Origin of the sequence: Ferrimonas senticii DSM 18821 (assembly GCF_000422665.1) — a bacterium.
GTDB classification, from domain to species: Bacteria; Pseudomonadota; Gammaproteobacteria; order Enterobacterales; family Shewanellaceae; genus Ferrimonas; species Ferrimonas senticii.
Map to the genome: position 1 here is coordinate 325,661 of NZ_AUGM01000001.1, position 15,796 is coordinate 341,456.

18 protein-coding genes are annotated in these 15,796 nt (G+C 55.4%); 10 read left to right on the top strand and 8 right to left on the bottom strand.

The features are described from left to right. Positions 1 to 756: a TerC family protein gene (locus G506_RS0101520; RefSeq protein WP_028115338.1), complete on the top strand. Its 756-nt coding sequence runs from the start codon at positions 1 to 3 to the stop codon at positions 754 to 756. Positions 757 to 830: 74 nt separating this feature from the next. Here the strand turns inward: G506_RS0101520 and G506_RS0101525 are convergent, their stop codons facing one another. The 8 genes from G506_RS0101525 to G506_RS0101560 form a co-directional block, all read right to left on the bottom strand. Then, positions 831 to 1,517 (bottom strand): Crp/Fnr family transcriptional regulator, encoded by a 687-nt coding sequence (locus G506_RS0101525; RefSeq protein WP_028115339.1) that lies wholly within the window; start codon positions 1,515 to 1,517, stop codon positions 831 to 833. Positions 1,518 to 1,635: 118 nt separating this feature from the next. After that, on the bottom strand, positions 1,636 to 2,361 hold the full coding sequence (locus tag G506_RS0101530) for a nucleoside phosphorylase (RefSeq protein WP_028115340.1): 726 nt from the start codon (positions 2,359 to 2,361) through the stop codon (positions 1,636 to 1,638). Positions 2,362 to 2,427: 66 nt separating this feature from the next. Next, on the bottom strand, positions 2,428 to 3,633 hold the full coding sequence (locus G506_RS0101535) for a NupC/NupG family nucleoside CNT transporter (protein ID WP_028115341.1): 1,206 nt from the start codon (positions 3,631 to 3,633) through the stop codon (positions 2,428 to 2,430). Between the two features lie 19 nt (positions 3,634 to 3,652). Continuing rightward, a complete protein-coding gene (locus G506_RS0101540; protein WP_028115342.1) occupies positions 3,653 to 4,192 on the bottom strand; it encodes an NAD(P)H-dependent oxidoreductase in 540 nt (179 codons plus the stop codon). Positions 4,193 to 4,508: 316 nt separating this feature from the next. Beyond that, the gene (gene idi / locus G506_RS0101545) at positions 4,509 to 5,042 is read right to left on the bottom strand and encodes an isopentenyl-diphosphate Delta-isomerase (RefSeq protein WP_028115343.1); all 534 of its coding nucleotides are present in this window, start codon (positions 5,040 to 5,042) and stop codon (positions 4,509 to 4,511) included. 151 nt (positions 5,043 to 5,193) lie between these two features. Then, on the bottom strand, positions 5,194 to 5,991 hold the full coding sequence (locus tag G506_RS0101550) for an SDR family NAD(P)-dependent oxidoreductase (protein WP_028115344.1): 798 nt from the start codon (positions 5,989 to 5,991) through the stop codon (positions 5,194 to 5,196). A gap of 140 nt (positions 5,992 to 6,131) precedes the next feature. Continuing rightward, positions 6,132 to 7,115: a glutathione S-transferase family protein gene (locus G506_RS0101555; RefSeq protein WP_028115345.1), complete on the bottom strand. Its 984-nt coding sequence runs from the start codon at positions 7,113 to 7,115 to the stop codon at positions 6,132 to 6,134. 42 nt (positions 7,116 to 7,157) lie between these two features. Then, on the bottom strand, positions 7,158 to 7,871 hold the full coding sequence (locus G506_RS0101560) for a pirin family protein (RefSeq protein WP_028115346.1): 714 nt from the start codon (positions 7,869 to 7,871) through the stop codon (positions 7,158 to 7,160). A 113-nt stretch (positions 7,872 to 7,984) separates the two neighbouring features. Here G506_RS0101560 and G506_RS0101565 point away from each other — a divergent pair, with 113 nt between their 5' ends. The 9 genes from G506_RS0101565 (at position 7,985) to cobS (ending at position 15,795) form a co-directional block, all read left to right on the top strand. Continuing rightward, positions 7,985 to 8,890 (top strand): LysR family transcriptional regulator, encoded by a 906-nt coding sequence (locus G506_RS0101565; protein ID WP_028115347.1) that lies wholly within the window; start codon positions 7,985 to 7,987, stop codon positions 8,888 to 8,890. Positions 8,891 to 9,059: 169 nt separating this feature from the next. After that, positions 9,060 to 9,866 carry an ABC transporter ATP-binding protein gene (locus G506_RS18430; RefSeq protein WP_051201808.1) on the top strand — a complete coding sequence of 269 codons (807 nt, stop codon included), beginning with the start codon at positions 9,060 to 9,062 and terminating at the stop codon, positions 9,864 to 9,866. Beyond that, positions 9,856 to 10,848: a FecCD family ABC transporter permease gene (locus tag G506_RS0101575; RefSeq protein WP_028115348.1), complete on the top strand. Its 993-nt coding sequence runs from the start codon at positions 9,856 to 9,858 to the stop codon at positions 10,846 to 10,848. Before G506_RS18430 ends, G506_RS0101575 begins: the two co-directional genes overlap by 11 nt. Next, complete coding sequence (locus G506_RS0101580; RefSeq protein WP_028115349.1) at positions 10,845 to 11,399, top strand: bifunctional adenosylcobinamide kinase/adenosylcobinamide-phosphate guanylyltransferase; 555 nt, start codon at positions 10,845 to 10,847, stop codon at positions 11,397 to 11,399. Before G506_RS0101575 ends, G506_RS0101580 begins: the two co-directional genes overlap by 4 nt. Next, the gene (cobU, locus tag G506_RS0101585) at positions 11,393 to 11,917 is read left to right on the top strand and encodes a bifunctional adenosylcobinamide kinase/adenosylcobinamide-phosphate guanylyltransferase (RefSeq protein WP_028115350.1); all 525 of its coding nucleotides are present in this window, start codon (positions 11,393 to 11,395) and stop codon (positions 11,915 to 11,917) included. The genes G506_RS0101580 and cobU overlap by 7 nt, the downstream gene beginning before the upstream one ends. Next, positions 11,914 to 12,540, top strand: coding sequence for a histidine phosphatase family protein (locus G506_RS0101590; RefSeq protein WP_028115351.1), 627 nt, complete (start codon positions 11,914 to 11,916; stop codon positions 12,538 to 12,540). The genes cobU and G506_RS0101590 overlap by 4 nt, the downstream gene beginning before the upstream one ends. Next, positions 12,533 to 13,552 (top strand): nicotinate-nucleotide--dimethylbenzimidazole phosphoribosyltransferase family protein, encoded by a 1,020-nt coding sequence (locus G506_RS0101595; protein ID WP_028115352.1) that lies wholly within the window; start codon positions 12,533 to 12,535, stop codon positions 13,550 to 13,552. The genes G506_RS0101590 and G506_RS0101595 overlap by 8 nt, the downstream gene beginning before the upstream one ends. Further along, the gene (locus G506_RS0101600) at positions 13,539 to 14,999 is read left to right on the top strand and encodes a cobyric acid synthase (protein WP_028115353.1); all 1,461 of its coding nucleotides are present in this window, start codon (positions 13,539 to 13,541) and stop codon (positions 14,997 to 14,999) included. Before G506_RS0101595 ends, G506_RS0101600 begins: the two co-directional genes overlap by 14 nt. Next, entirely contained in the window at positions 14,992 to 15,795 is an 804-nt protein-coding gene (gene cobS, locus G506_RS0101605; RefSeq protein WP_035386883.1) for an adenosylcobinamide-GDP ribazoletransferase, read from the top strand. The genes G506_RS0101600 and cobS overlap by 8 nt, the downstream gene beginning before the upstream one ends. Position 15,796: the final 1 nt, after the last annotated feature.

Genomic DNA, 15,796 nt, shown 5'->3' on the forward strand with positions numbered 1-15,796 from the left:
ATGTTTGATTGGATCTATTCACCGGAAGCGTGGATTGCGCTTGCGACTCTGACCTCCCTAGAAATTGTTCTGGGGATCGACAACATCATCTTTATCTCAATCTTGGTTGGCCGTCTGCCGGCGCATCAGCGTGACTTCGCCCGCCGTGTTGGTTTGGGCTTGGCGATGCTGACTCGCTTAGCGCTGCTGTTCTCCCTGTCTTGGGTAATGGGCCTGACCGATCCGCTGTTTACTGTGATGGAGCAGGCGATCTCTGGCCGCGACATCATTCTGATTGGCGGTGGTCTATTCCTGTTGGCCAAAGCCACCCATGAGATCCACAACAGCCTTGAAGGCGAAGAGGAAGCGCAAACGGGTGCCACTGGCGCCGCTAACCTTGGCATGATCCTGGTGCAGATTGCGATTCTGGACGTGGTGTTCTCACTGGATTCGGTGATCACCGCAGTCGGTCTTGCCGATCAGTTGATGGTAATGGCGATCGCGATCATTATCGCGGTGGGTGTGATGCTATTCTCTGCCAAAGCGATTGGCGAGTTCGTTGATAGCCACCCAACCGTGAAGATGCTGGCACTGTCGTTCCTGGTACTGGTGGGGATGACCCTGATTGCCGAAGGTTTTGACGTTCACATTCCGAAGGGTTACGTGTACTTCGCGATGGCGTTCTCTGTGGTTGTGGAACTGCTGAACCTGCGCTTGCGCAAAGGCAAAGTGGAGCCAGTACAGCTGCGTAAGCCAATCTCTGACGATCACGAGTAAGCTCGCGGTCATTGGCTAGCAAAAAGGCGCTCATAAGAGCGCCTTTTTAGTATCTGCTGAATGGGCAATGAAACTTAATCCACATCCGCGCGGGACAGGTATTGCTGCAGTTTCTGCCAGCATGGCACCGTCAGGGTGCGGCCGGATTTTTCCACTATGCCTTCATCGGTTAAGGTTTTTAGCGCGCGCCGGTAGGCTCTTGCGGAAGTACCAAAGCGCTCGGCTTCTTGCTCTAGGTTGTTGCAGGCTTCCAGATTGCCAGGATTGTGGTGGCGCTGCCACAGATCAAAGGCGATGTTGTAGGCGATAGGGTGCAGTAAGCGGCTGGTGTAGATCGCCAGTGATTCATGGTAATCAACCGCTAAGCCGGCGGAGAAAAACAGCGACAGCATTGGCTGTTGCATCAACTGTTGCTGCAACTTATTGGCATCGATAATGCGGATCTCCGCTTCCGTTGCGGCTATCACACTCCACTGACAAGGATCGGCCGTCAAAAACTCAATTTCACCAAACAGATCGTCGTTGCAACGTACTTCGCCTAGAAAGAAGCGGCGGCCATTAATGGTGCTGGTATGCAGCGATACTTTGCCTTGGCTGACCAGCACCAATTGGCTGACACGCTGGCCTTGCTCCAATAAGGGCTCACCCCGTTTGACGGTTTTGCTTTGCACAACGCAGGCTTCGATGGCACTGCGCAGGGCTGGATAGAGTTTTTGTAGGTGCTCGCTAAAGCGGGTATCAGGGTAGGGGGTTAGACGCATGCAACAAGGTGAACCATTAACAATGCCATCACCTTACTCGTAAGCAACGCTTGTGACTATGATGTGCAACAAAAAACGGTCGCAACTGCGACCGTTTTAACCAGTATTCGAACCGAAGTTATGCGGTTAACGCAGACAGTGCTGCTTTGATGGCGTTTTGTTCTGCCGTCGCCAACAGTTGATCGGCATTAACGTATTCAGCCACGCCGGCCTTTACGTCGGCTTGATAACGCACCACGTTGGCCAAAATCGCTGCCACTTGCACTCCACGCAAGCGGCCAACGGTCATTAGCGCCGCGGTTTCCATATCTGCCGCCAGCACCCCTTTGCGGTGCCACTGCTCACAGATCGCCAGTTCGTCATCACGATAGAAACTGTCGTGAGAACGCACTACGCCGCTGTGGTATGGCAGCTGCTGTTGCTGACAGTGCTGAATCAATTTAGCGGTTAAACCGATATCGCCGTAGGCCGGGTAGTTGCCGCCAACGTAGGCGTGGGAACCGCCCTCGTCACGTACCGCCGCCTCGGCAATCACCAGATCGCCCAGATCAATGTGCTGCTGCAGAGCGCCGGCAGAGCCAACTCGAACCAGTTGCTTGGCACCGCAAGCCACCAGTTCTTCGAGTGCGATTAGCGCCGATGGTGCACCAATGCCGGTGCTGCAAACGGTAATGTTGTGGCCGTTAAAGTGGCCGCGAAGCAGTCGAAATTCACGATTTTCTGCAAGGAACTCAACATCGGCCAATAGGGTGGCAATACGATCAACGCGAGCTGGTTCACCGCAAACTACGACTTTGTCACTAACCTGGTCGGCACTAACCAAAATATGAGGTTGTAGGGTCATTATTGTTCTCACTAAAAAGCCTGCTCAATTGAGCAGGCTTTGTTGCCGGATGATTATTCGGTTCGCTTACACGAACAAGCCAACAACCGCTGCGCTCATCAGGTTAGCCAGAGTCGCTGCCAGCAGTACTTTCATACCCAGGCCAGCGATAACGCCCGCTTTGGTCGGGATCATCTGGCTCATTGCACCTACTACCATCGCTACAGAACCGATGTTAGCGAAGCCACACAGGGCGATGGTCATGATGCTAGTGGTGCGATCAGACAGTTCGATGGCGTTCATGCTAGCGAATGCTACGAATTCGTTCAGGGCAATTTTCTGACCCAGGAAAGAACCGGCTGCCATCGCTTCATCAGCGGATACACCGATCAACCACGCAACAGGGTAGAACAGGGTGCCCAGAATGGTGTCGATGGTCAGGTTTTCAAAACCAACCAGGTTACCGATGCCGCCCAGCATGCCGTTCAGCATAGCGATCAGACCGATACTTGCCATTACTACCGCACCAACGATTGCAGCAATCTTCATACCCAAGATTGCGCCTTTGGCAATCGCGTCGACGAAGCTGGTTGGCTTCTCGTCGCCTTCCAGTTCTGGTACTTCGTCGATGGTTTCTTCGGTTTCTGGCAGCATCAGCTTAGCGAACAGCAGACCCGCTGGCGCAGACATAAAACACGCCATGATCAGGTAGTTCAGATCAATGCCCATGCCAGCCAGACCCGCCAGGATGGAACCGGCGATGGAGGCCATGCCGCCAACCATTACCGCGAACAGCTGTGAACGAGTCAGCACTGGGTGGTAAGGCTTAACCAGCAGCGGAGCTTCGGTTTGACCCAGTACAATGTTACCGGCAGCGCTCATGGATTCGGCGCGAGAGGTGCCCAGCAGCTTTTGCAGACCACCACCGATGATCTTAACGAACCACTGCATGATACCCAGGTAGTACAGCAGCGCAGTCAGAGATGCGGTGAAGATGATCTGTGGCAGAACTTGCAGTGCCCAAATGAAGCCTACGCCTTCAACGGAGAAGTTTACCAAGCTACCGAATGCGAATTTGATGCCTTCAGAACCGTAGGCAAATACTTGACCAACGGTGTTGGAGATAGCCAGCAGAACCCCAGCACCGATGTCGGTGGCCAGTACGAAACCAGCAACGGCCAGAATGATGACGAAAGCGCCACCAACGGCACGCCATTGAATGGCTTTGCGGTTTTCAGAGCAGGCGTAGCCTACGGCTAGCAGGACAATAATGCCCAGTAGTGATTGAAACATCAGAATTTCCTGTGGGTGTTTACAAAGAACCGTTGACCTGTTCGATCAACTGTTGCGCGTGGATTTCTGCCAGTTGCAGGCAGTTTTGAAGATCGCCCCCCTCATTCGGGTTAGCGTTCATCTCAAAAGTGATGTGGGTCGGCAAAATGTGCATCTGTGCCGCCCGAAAGGCGTGCTCGAAAGACTTTTGGTATTCGGCAAATGGCATCAGGTTAAAGCCGTCATAGCTGTATGAATGGCCTTTAGCGCCAGCGGTTACCGAGAAGATCAACTTCTTGTCCGCCAATTTGCTGCCCTGTGGGCCAAAGGCAAAGCCGTAGGTAAAGACCTCATCGACCCAGCGCTTGAGGTTGCACGGGAAAGCGCTCCAGTACAGCGGGAACTGCACTACCACTAGATCGGCAGCCAGCAGCGCTTGTTGCTGCTGCTCTACATCGAAGGCACCGCTGCCCAGATGATTGATCTGCCAGTCAGTGTGTTGTTGTAAACGTTGGCAAATCGCCGCGTTAGCAGTGGACTTAGTCAGATCCGGATGGCCGTCAATTACGAGCACATTCATTAATGGGTGTTCCTCGAAGGGGAGTTTGCCAGTTGCAATTTGGGGCGGCAGTCTACTTCGAGGTGTCGACTTGGTTAAGGACAAATGTCCAAGATTGTTAATCCGTTATCAGTTTTGAGTCGTCGCTGCATGTAAACGCTTGCGCAAGCGTTTTAAAAGGTGTTAGCAGCAACTGGTTAATAGCAAAGCAACCGCAGTTGATTAACTAAACCGATACATTCGCCAGTCGATTATGAAATGCCGTTCGCAAATGGATTTGATTTTGCGATCTGACATTGCTGTCGTGAAAAACTGCAATGATCATCGGTGTTGGTGATCAGGCTGCGACAGTCATTGCCAACCAGTGCTGGCGTACCTGTTGGTAGGCAATTTGAAACCAGGCGGTGAACTGTTGTGGTTGCTGCGCCATCTGCTGATCCAGTTCATCCAAGCTGATAAAGCGGAAGCTGGCGGCTTCTTCGGGGTTGAGCTTTGGTAGCTGATCGGTAATGCCAAACAGCACCTGATCAAATTCATGTTCGATCATCCCCTGATCCAGTTCAGCGCGGTAGGTAAACTGGAACACCTCGGTCAGTTCACATTCCAAGCCCATCTCCTCTTGCAGTCGACGCACGGCGCCTTGCTTAAAGGTTTCATGCAGGCGGGGGTGGCTACAGCAGGTGTTGGTCCACAGCCCGCCGGAATGGTACTTGTGCAGCGCCCGCTGTTGCAGCATCAGTTGGCCACGGGAGTTAAACACAAAGATAGAGAAGGCGCGGTGCAGCACGCCGCTGCGGTGGGCGGCCATCTTCTCTTGCGTGCCAAGAACTTGTCCAAGTTCATCAACAACCACTACATGTTCAACGGCCATGGTTTGGCTCCAACTGCTGGCACTGACGGCGGTGGCGTTAGTGCGATGGAAAATTTGGGGCGAGACTGTATCACAGCCACGAATAGGAATCGCGAACGGCGCAAACAAAAACGGCAGCGATTGCTCGCTGCCGTGGTAATGGCTTTGGCGATTACAGAGCGCGGATGATGCCGCCTTCCACTCGCAGCGATTGGCCGTTCATGGCACGGTTGCTGGTCAGGTATACGGTCGCCTCGGCCACTTCCTCAACAGAGACAAAGCGTTGCAGCAGCGAGGTTGGCTCGTGCTCGGCAAAGTAGTTGTCGATCAGAGTCTGGGCCGGTTTGCCTTCTTTAACTGACAGGGTGTCGAAGTAGTTTTCAACCCCTTCGGTCCAGGTTGGCCCTGGCAGTACTGAGTTAACCGTTACGTTCTTGCCTTTGGTTAGTTCAGAGAGCGCGCGCGACAGACTCAGCAGCGCGGTTTTGGTGACGCTGTAGTGAACCATCTGACCCAGCGGCTTAATCGCACACTCAGAGGAGATGTTGACGATGCGGCCGAAGTCGTTTTCCAGCATGGTTGGCAGCAGCGCACGGGACAGACGTACGGCGCTCATGATGTTGACGTTGAAGTAGTCCATCCACTCGGCATCGGTGATCTGCTCAAACGGCTTCACCTCAAAGATGCCGGTGTTGTTGATCAGAATGTCGATGCCACCCTCGGCTTGTAACTTGGCAACCAGTGCATCAGCCGCCACGCCATCGGCCAGATCGGCGGCGGCGGTTTTAACGCGATCCGCAGCATCAAACTGCTGCGTTAACTCGGCGGCGATGGCGTCACAACGTTCCTGACTGCGGCCATTGATGTAAACCACTGCACCCTCTTTCAGGTAAGCGGCAGCGATTGCTTTGCCGATGCCAGAGGTCGAGCCGGTAACCAGTACTTTTTTATCGTTAAGTTTCAAATCCATGGGGTACACCAAGTTGGTTATGCAAAATTGCCTTAAGTGTAGTGATGGCGGCAACTGGGAAGAAATGACCTTTGCTAATGATTTTCATAATGTCGCGTTATCAATGTCGCGTGTGATTGCACCGCTATCGATTTCGCCAGTTAGCGGCCTAATCGGTCGCGACCATGAGCGCTGAGATAATCAATTTCTGGTCCTAGCGGCACCACCTGAGTTGGATTAATCATGGTGTGGCTAAAATAGTAGTGGCGCTTGATATGGTAAAAATCAACGGTGCCGGCGATCCCTGGGTATTGATATAACTCACGCAGATAACCAGCCAAGTTGGGGTATTGTTCAATCTGGCGCAGATTGCATTTGAAATGGCCAACGTACACCGAATCAAATCGAATCAAGGTGGTGAACAGGCGCCAATCGGCTTCGGTAAGCTGATCGCCAACCAGATAGCGTTGCTTCGCTAATCGAGTTTCCAGCTGATCTAAGGCGCTAAACAACTGTTCAAAGGCTTGATGATAAGCGCCTTCGCTGGTGGCAAAACCGGCTTTGTAAACGCCGTTATTGATGTTGTGGTAGACGAAGTCGTTAAGCTGATCAATTTCACTGCGCAGCGCCGCCGGATAAAAGTCCAGCTGGTTACCGGTTAGCGAGTTAAACGCCGAATTAAACATGCGGATGATCTCCGCCGATTCATTGCTGACGATCCGCTGTTGTTGCTTATCCCACAACACCGGCACGGTGACTCGGCCGCTGTAGTTGGGGTTGCTGCGGCTATAGAGCTGATGCAAAAACTCGCTTTGATAGAGCGGATCGCCACTGCTGTGCTGCGCTTTATCGAAACTCCAACCATGTTCGAGCATATCGGGGCTAACGATTGACACGCCAATGTGACTTTCCAGGCCTTTCAATTGGCGGAAAATTAACGTGCGGTGCGCCCACGGACAGGCCAGCGAGACATACAGGTGGTAGCGGCCAGATTCCGGATGAAAGCCGCCATCACCGCTTGGTCCGGCACTGCCATCGGCGGTGATCCAGTTACGCAATTGCGCCGCTTCCCGTTGGAACTGGCCTTGAGTATTGCTGGTGTCATACCACTTATCGTGCCATTGGCCGTCAATTAATAATCCCATGTTCATTCTCCTTATGATGCGGTTAGTTTGAATTGTCTGAGGTTAGTCGTTGGCCAGTTCGAACAGCAGCGCCATAACCGGCTGCGAACCGTGGTTGCTTAAGGTGATTTCAGCCTCTTCGCTGATCTGAGCGCCATCGCCATCACTTAGGTAGTGAAGGCCATCCGGAACGCTAACGATGAGCTCGCCATCGACTTGATGCAGATACAGTTGCCGCTCGGCAGCCAGCGTTACGCTAATCGCGGTGTTCGGTGCGAGATGTAACTGCTGCAGCTTGGCGTCTTGTTTGATGGTGAAACTGCCTTGTTGGCCATCGCCACTGGCAATGGTGGTTAGTCCTTGTTGCTGGCCGAAATGCCGTTGTTGATAGTGTGGTTGGCCGCCCAATTGGTTCGGTTTTATCCAAATCTGCAGGATCTGCGCGGGTTCGCTGTCCGAGCCATTAAATTCACTGTGCTCAATGCCTTGTGCTGCTGACATCAACTGAAATTCGCCGGCAGTGATGGTTTGTTGGTGACCTTGGTTGTCGCGATGGACGATCTGACCGGCGCGAACGTAGCTGATGATCTCCATATCTCGATGGCCATGGGGCTCGAAGCCGGTACCCGCGGCGATGATGTCGTCGTTTAATACCCGCAGCGCCGAGCACCCCATGCGCGTGGGATCATAGTAGTAACCAAATGAAAAACTGTGGCGGCTATCGAGCCAGTTGAGTTGGGCGCGGCCACGAGCGGCGGCCGGGTGAATGGTGATCATCTTTGTGCCTATGACTGGGTAACGGTTAACTGTCAGTGTAGGGTTGCCTTTGCGGCAACAAAATCGGAACATTTTGAGGGCAATATTCAAACAATTTGAATTAGGTGGTTGTCGTGACTCAACCGATCAGTTTTGAAGCGCTTACTGCGCTGGATGCGATTGCTCGTTGTGGCAGCTTTGCCGCTGCCGCCAAAAGTTTGCATAAAGTGCCATCGGCATTGACCTACACCATCAAAACCCTTGAACAGCAACTTGGTCTCAGTTTGTTTGATCGCAGCAAACAACGGGCGGTGTTAACCGATGCTGGGCAATTGGTACTTGAACAAGGACGGGAGATCCTACTGGCGGCTGAGCGATTGCAGGATGATCTGCAGCAGTTAGAGAGTGGCTGGGAGCGGCAATTGCGGATCGCCCGCGATACGGTCATCGACAGTCAACCGTTGCTGCACTTATTGGCGCAATTTGCCGAGCTTGCACAACCGGTTGATATTGATCTCAGTAGCGAAGTGCTTGGCGGCGGTTGGGATGCCTTGCACAGTCGCCGGACCGACATCGCTATTGGCGTTTCCGGGGAATTGCCAAAGGGGTTGTTTCACACCCATCCGATTGGTCAGCTGCGTTATCAGTTTGTGGTGGCTGCGGATCACCCGCTGGCAACCAAGAGCCACATTGAAGCCACTGATCTGCGCCATTATCCGGCGGTGGTGGTGGCCGACAGTTCGCAAGGGTTACCGCGTCGTGACAGTGGCCTGTTTGTCAGTCGGCAGACATTGCGGGTCGAATCCATGGCCACTAAAGCCGAGTGCCAGGCCATGGGGCTTGGGATCGGTTTTCTGCCGGAGCATATTGCCAAACCTTATCTGCAGTCGGGACGTTTGGTGGCACGGCCGTGCGCGGTGCCACGACCGGACAATACCCTCTATATCGCTTGGCGTAATGAACCGTTAGGCAAAGCAGCACAGTGGTTTATTGAACGGCTGCGTCATTGCCAGTGGCCTGAGTTACAGCCATCTGGCTAATGCCCAGTGCTGTGATTATCAGCGAATAACCGCCGTAACCGACGCAAGCACTGAGATTTTATGCAAAGGGTGGTATCGTCGCAGCCATAACTCACGCTGGCTTGAGCGACTCGCCACGCAGAGCTGTGTTCACCGACCAATGGCAATAAACCGAGCTAACCGATCCCGAATGACCATCCCCAACACCGCGACTGCGATCACCGTCCATGAGCTGAGCTGGCACTGTGAAGGCCGGGCTATTGTCGATAACGTTAGCTTCAGTGCCGCGGCGGGCAGCATGGTCGGCATTCTCGGGCCAAATGGCGCCGGCAAATCCACCTTATTGCGCTGTTTGTACCGCTATCTCACCCCAAGTCATGGGCAAATTTTGCTCGACCAACGGCAAAGCACAAGCCTGAGCCAACGCCAGTTTGCCCGCGAAGTGGCGGTGGTGTTGCAACATGCGCCCGATGGTTTTGCGCTGACGGTAGAGCAGGTGTTAAGCACCGGTTTACTGGCGCAAAAGTTGCTGTGGCAATGGGCCGATCCCAGCGCTGACCGTATCGCCATCGCCGAGGTGCTGGCTCGTGTGGGCTTGGCTGACTTTGCCGAGCAACGCTTTGAGCATCTGTCCGGCGGTGAGCAGCAACGAGTGATGATTGCCCGGGCGCTGTTACAACGGCCACGGCTGTTGTTGCTGGATGAACCCACTAACCATTTGGATGTGCGCTATCAAATTGAGGTGCTGCAACTGATAAAGCAGCTTGGGATCACGGTGATCTGTACCATTCACGATCTCAACTTGGCGGCGGCATTTTGCGATCAGTTGTTGCTGTTGGATAACGGCAAAACCGTTGCCGCTGGAACCCCAGAGCAGGTGCTGACCGAGGCCAACATCGCCAAGGTGTATGGCATCAACACCCAAGTGGATAACCATCCGCTCGGTTGCCATCCGCGAGTGTCGTTCAGTTATCAGGGTCACGCCGATGCGCGTTAATCAAACCGGTTTGTTAATTGGCTTGCTGCCGCTGCTGTTGCTGTCGCCGCTGTTGGCAATCGCCAGTGGTAGTGCGTCATTGGAGCTGAATACCGTAGTGCAAGCGCTGCTGAATCTGCTCAGTGGCCATGAACCGCAAAACGTCGGTGAGCGGATTGTTATCGAACTGCGGACGCCGCGGGTGTTAATGGCGATGATCTGCGGTGCCGGTTTGGCGCTTAGCGGATTGGTGCTGCAAAGCGTGACTCGCAATCCTTTGGCCGATCCTTACCTGTTCGGGATCTCCTCCGGTGCCTCTTTGGGCGCGGTGGTGGCCATCACCGTTGGCTTTGGCGCCTTGGCGCTGCCGTTTACCGCTTTTGCTGGGGCGTTGGTGGCGGTCGCGGTTGTGATGATCATGGCGCGCGATGGTCAGGTGGAACGCTTGATTTTGGCTGGGGTGGCGGTGTCATTCTTGCTTGGTTCGCTATCCAATTTGCTGCTGTATTTCTCCGATCCCCGCGCCGTGCAGGCGGTGCTGTTTTGGACCTTGGGCAGTTTTGCCCGTGCTGATTGGTCGGCATTGACGGCTCCGGCGTTGATGTTGCTGTTGACGCTAGTGGTGATCTGTCAGCAACAGCGGCCGCTGCTGGCGCTGATGGCGGGTGATGAAAGTGCGCATACCCAAGGGGTAGCGGTGCAATCGTTGCGACTGGCGATGCTGCTATTAACCGCGATGATGACCGCCATTTTGGTGGCCAATTGTGGCGGCATCGGTTTTGTCGGCCTAATGGTGCCGCATATTGTGCGGATGCTGGTTGGCAGCGGTGGCGTTCGTCACGTGTTGATCACCGCCATGGTTGGGGCACTGCTGATGGTGTGGGTGGATCTGTTAGCGCGACGTTTGCTGCCAAACCAAGAGTTGCCGGTGGGGGTGATCACTGCGCTGCTTGGCAGCCTGTTCTTTTTACTGTTTTTACTCAAACGTCGAGGCAACTTGTGAGCAAAACCTTAATCATCGGCGGCGCTCGCTCTGGCAAAAGCCGTTTGGCGCAGCAATACGCCTTGGCTTGGCAACAACAAACCGGTGGCCAAGTGGTGGTGATCGCCACCGCCGAAAATCATCACGGTCAAGGCTCGATGGCAGAGCGGATCGCTCATCACCAACGGCAGCGGCCGCAGGATTGGCTGACCGTCGAAACGGCCCGAGAGTTAGCCAAGGTGCTGGCCGAGCACGATCAGCACCAGCGATTGCTGTTAGTCGATTGCTTAACCCTATGGCTGTGCAATGAACTGTTTGCTGGCGATTATCCTCAAGGCAAAGCCGAGCTGGTGACGCTGTTGCAACAACCGCGACAGGGCGAAGTGGTGCTGATTGGCAATGAGCTAGGGCAAGGGGTGGTGCCGCTGGGCGAGGACAACCGCCGTTTCGTTGATGAAAACGGCTGGCTGCTGCAAGCGCTGGGGCAGTGCTGCGATAACGTGCTGATGACCATTGCTGGCCAACCTCTTGCGTTGAAAGGGCAGTGGCCGCCAAGGACGCCGGCGTGCTAGCGCTGTATTTGGGCGGCGCCCGCAGTGGCAAGTCGGCGCTGGCGGAGGCGGCGGCAATTGAGGCTGAGCAGCAGGGAATGAAGGTGGTGTATGTGGCCACCGCCACCCCCAGCCGCAGTATGGCGGCGCGGATCGCCCTGCACCAACAGCGGCGGCCGCTAACTTGGCGCTGTGTTGAGGAGCCACTTGCGTTGGCACAACTGCTTACCGAGGCCAATGCCAACGCTGTGATTTTGGTTGATTGCCTGACCTTGTGGCTAACCAATCAGCTACTGGCGGATGCCGATCTGGCGCTGGAGCAACAGCGGCTGTTAACCGCGTTGGCGGTAACGCCTGCTTCGGTGTTGTTGGTGACAACCGAAGTGGGTCACAGCCTGATCCCAGATGACCCGTTAAGCCAAGCCTTTGTGGTCGCCGCCGGCGAACTGCATCAAGCGATTGCGGCGCTAGCCGATCAGGTGCATTGGTGCGTTGGCGGCTTTGCCACCGAATTGAAAGCCGGATCTGATCAACGATGAGCCGCCAAACCGTTATCACGCTGTTGCGTCATGGCCAGCCGTACCACAGTCAGTTGTTGCTGGGGCGTGCCGATCCGGCGTTGACCGAGTTGGGCTTTAGTCAGTGCCAACAGGCATTGGTGGGTCAACGTTTTGATCTGCTGGTCAGTTCACCGCGTCAGCGTTGTCAGCAATTTGCTGAGGTTTATGCCGCCAAGCAGCAACTGTTAGTGCACACCGAGCCGCGTTTTGCTGAGCTGGATTTCGGCGACTGGGATGGAATGCCTCTTACCGAGTTATGGCAGGGTCAGCACGGCGATTTTGCCAGCTATTGGCACAACCCGTTTACCAATACGCCACCCAATGGCGAGTCGACGTTGGCACTGCAACAGCGGGTGGTGGCGGCGCTGACCGAATTAGCGGAGCACAGCGCCGAGCGCGTGTTGGTGATCTGTCATGGTGGCGTGCTGCGGGTGGTGATGGCATGGCTGTTTGGCCAAACTGATGGCAACGCCCATCTGTCGCGGCTGGAACTGGGCTACGCCAGTCAGCTGCAGCTTAGCTTGTTTCGTGATGATGACGGCACGCTGTGGCCGCAGTTGTTGGCACTGCTGCCGACGCCAAGCGGCGGCCGCGATGACTAAAGTTTGCTTCAATATCATCAACACCATAGCGCCACTTGATGACTTGCATCGACTCTCCGATGCCGGCCTTGGGGCGGGGTTGATGCGGTTAACCCCGGCACGAGACAGTGAAATTATCCTCTATGGTCGGCCGCTGACCCTAAGTGGCGAGCATGGTCTGCTTAGTAACGGCGCTGTTTCGCCAGCGGTGTTGGTGCATGGGCTGTTTCGGCTATTGCATCGCCATGGCATCGAGCTGGAATTTCGCAGTTTTAACTTTGGCGTGCCGCTACCAAAAACCACTAATCAACCGGTTCCATGGCTGATAAGCCATTATGGCGGCGAGCAGGCCGATACCGCGGCGCTTTCACAACAGTTACTTGACTGCTTGTTGCAACAGCAAGCCGACTATTGCCTGTTGGCCGAATGCGGCGTCGGCGGCACGATCATGGCCAGTTTGTGGCTCAGTGGTCTGGCCGGCACGTCGCTGCAACTGCCGAGCTCGACCCTACAGTCGCAGAAGTTGGTCAGTCGGCAACGGCGGTTAGCCGAGCTTGATAAACAGCATTTGAGCGCGGGCTTTGAGTTGGCGCGGATGTTAACCGAGCCAGACGCCCATGATCCGCTGCAGTGGGCGCTGTGCCATCTGTTAACGCATTGGCCCAGTGTGCGGCCATTGCCGATATTGGCCGGCGGCATCATGTTGTTAGCGCCACTGCTAGCGTGTCAGCCGCAAACCGGCCGCTGCCCAACTCAGTTCGCGACCACTCAGTGGCTGTGGCGCAGCCCTCAAGTGCAGCAACAGTTTGCGCTCGCATTCGATTGCAAGGTGCAACTGCCCACAGTCGATTTTTATCAGTCGCGCCACAACGCCTTGCACCGTTACGAGCAGGGGCAAGTGGTTGAAGGCTGCGGCCTCGGAGCGATGCTGTGGCTAAGCCAGCATTTGGGCTGCAGCGACTCACAAATTATGACGGCGCTGGATGCAGCGACCGAACACTATCTCCATGGCGAGTTCGATGAAACGATTTGATTTGATGGTGCAAGGCACCACCAGCGATGCCGGCAAAAGCACCTTGGTGGCGGGATTGTGCCGAGCCTTGGTGCGTCGCGGCCATAAGGTCGCGCCGTTTAAGCCACAGAATATGGCGCTGAATAGTGCCGTAACCGCTGATGGTGGCGAGATTGGCCGCGCTCAGGCGGCGCAAGCGGTGGCTTGTGGCATCGCCCCGACGGTGCACATGAATCCGGTGCTGCTAAAACCCAACAGCGATGTTGGTGCGCAGGTGATAGTGCAAGGCCAAGCCCTGACCAATATGCAGGCGCAGGAGTATCACCAACACAAACCGAAATTGCTGGCCAAAGTGCTAGAAAGCTACCAGCAACTGCACCAGATCGCCGATGTCCGGCTGATTGAAGGGGCGGGCAGTCCAGCGGAGATCAATCTGCGGGATCGAGATATCGCCAATATGGGCTTTGCCGAAGCGGCGGATTGCCCGGTGATCATCGTCGCCGATATCGATCGCGGCGGTGTGTTTGCCCATCTGTACGGCACCTTGAAGCTGTTGTCGCCAAGCGAACAGGCACGGGTTAAAGGCTTTGTGATTAACCGCTTCCGTGGCGATCCGAAGTTACTGGACAGCGGCCTTGAATGGTTAGAGCAGCAAACTGGGGTGCCGGTGCTGGGGGTGTTGCCCTATCTGAAGGGGCTGTATATCGAAGCGGAAGACGCCATTGAAACCAGCCAAACCGCGGTGGGCCAGCAGTTTAAGGTGGTGGTGCCGGGGCTGCCACGGATCAGCAATCACACCGATTTCGATGCGCTGCGGCTTAATCCTAAGGTAGATCTGCAGTTTGTCCGGCCAGGTCAGCCGTTGCCGGCGGCGGATCTGATCATCATTCCCGGCTCTAAAAGCGTGCGGGCTGATCTGGCGGCGCTGCGAGTCGAGGGCTGGGATCAGCAAATTGCTAAGCATCTGCGTTACGGTGGCAAGGTGCTCGGGATCTGTGGTGGGTTACAGATGCTGGGGCAAACCATCAGCGATCCCGATGGCATTGAAGGCGAGCCAGGCAGTTCCGAAGGCCTTGGGTTTCTGCCGCTGACTACGGTGCTAAAGCCGCAAAAACAGCTAAGACAGAGTAGTGGCAGCTTGGCATTATGTGGACAAACGGTGGCCATTAGTGGCTATGAAATCCACGCCGGAGTTAGCGACGTGAGCGGCCCGCAACCGTTTCGCTTTAATGGCCAAGCGGATGGTGCCATCAGCGCTGACAATCAGGTGCTCGGCACTTATCTGCACGGCTTGTTTGATTTACCTGAAGCGGCGGATCTATTGCTGCAGTGGGCAGGCCAAACCGATGCGGCGGCGGTGGATCTGCGCGCTTTGCAACAACAAGGACTGGATCGGCTGGCGCAAACCATTGAGCAACATATCGACTTGGATAAGTTGATTGCGCGCTTGGTGGCCGCTAATGGCTAAGCCGTTAACGGCGAAACAGCGGTGGCGCCAACTGCGCAGTGAATGGGCGTTGGCGTTGGCATTTCTGACCCGAATCCCGGTGCCTGAGCCTTGGCTGACGGGCGCCGATGTTGGCCGCGCCAGTCGCTGGTTTAGCTGGATCGGCGTGGTTATCGGGGCGATTGCGGCGATGATCTTTAGTGTGGCCGCGCTGCTACTGCCGCAAAGTGTCGCTGCTGGGCTGACGATTGTCGTCAGCATCATGCTTACCGGGGCGCTGCATCAGGATGGGCTGGCGGATCTCTGTGATGGATTTTGGGGCGGTTGGACGGCCGAGCGCAAACTGGAGATCATGAAAGATTCTGCCATCGGCAGCTACGGGGTCATCGCATTGATTGTGGCGCTGGGGCTGCCGATTATTACTTTAACCGGATTGCCGCCAGCTCTGGTGCCACTGACGTTATTGCTCAGTCACTGCGGCAGCCGGTCGCTGGCGGGATTGTTGCCGCTGTGGTTGCCTTATGCCCGCATTGACGGCAACTCTAAGACGCCGCAAAAGGATCAGCGGCTGGATCGATGGCACCTTGCGGTGCTGCTTGCTCCGGCGTTGATGTTGTTGATTTTGCTGGCACAATGGCAGTCACTGACGGCAGCCATCACGGTACTGGGAGGGTGGCTGTTGGCACTGTGGTGGCTGGTGCGGTTAATGCGCCGCCATATTCAGGGCTATACCGGTGATACTCTGGGAGCCACTCAACAGGTGCTGGAACTACAGACGCCGGTGCTATTGCTGGCGACACTGAATTTACAAGGATGAC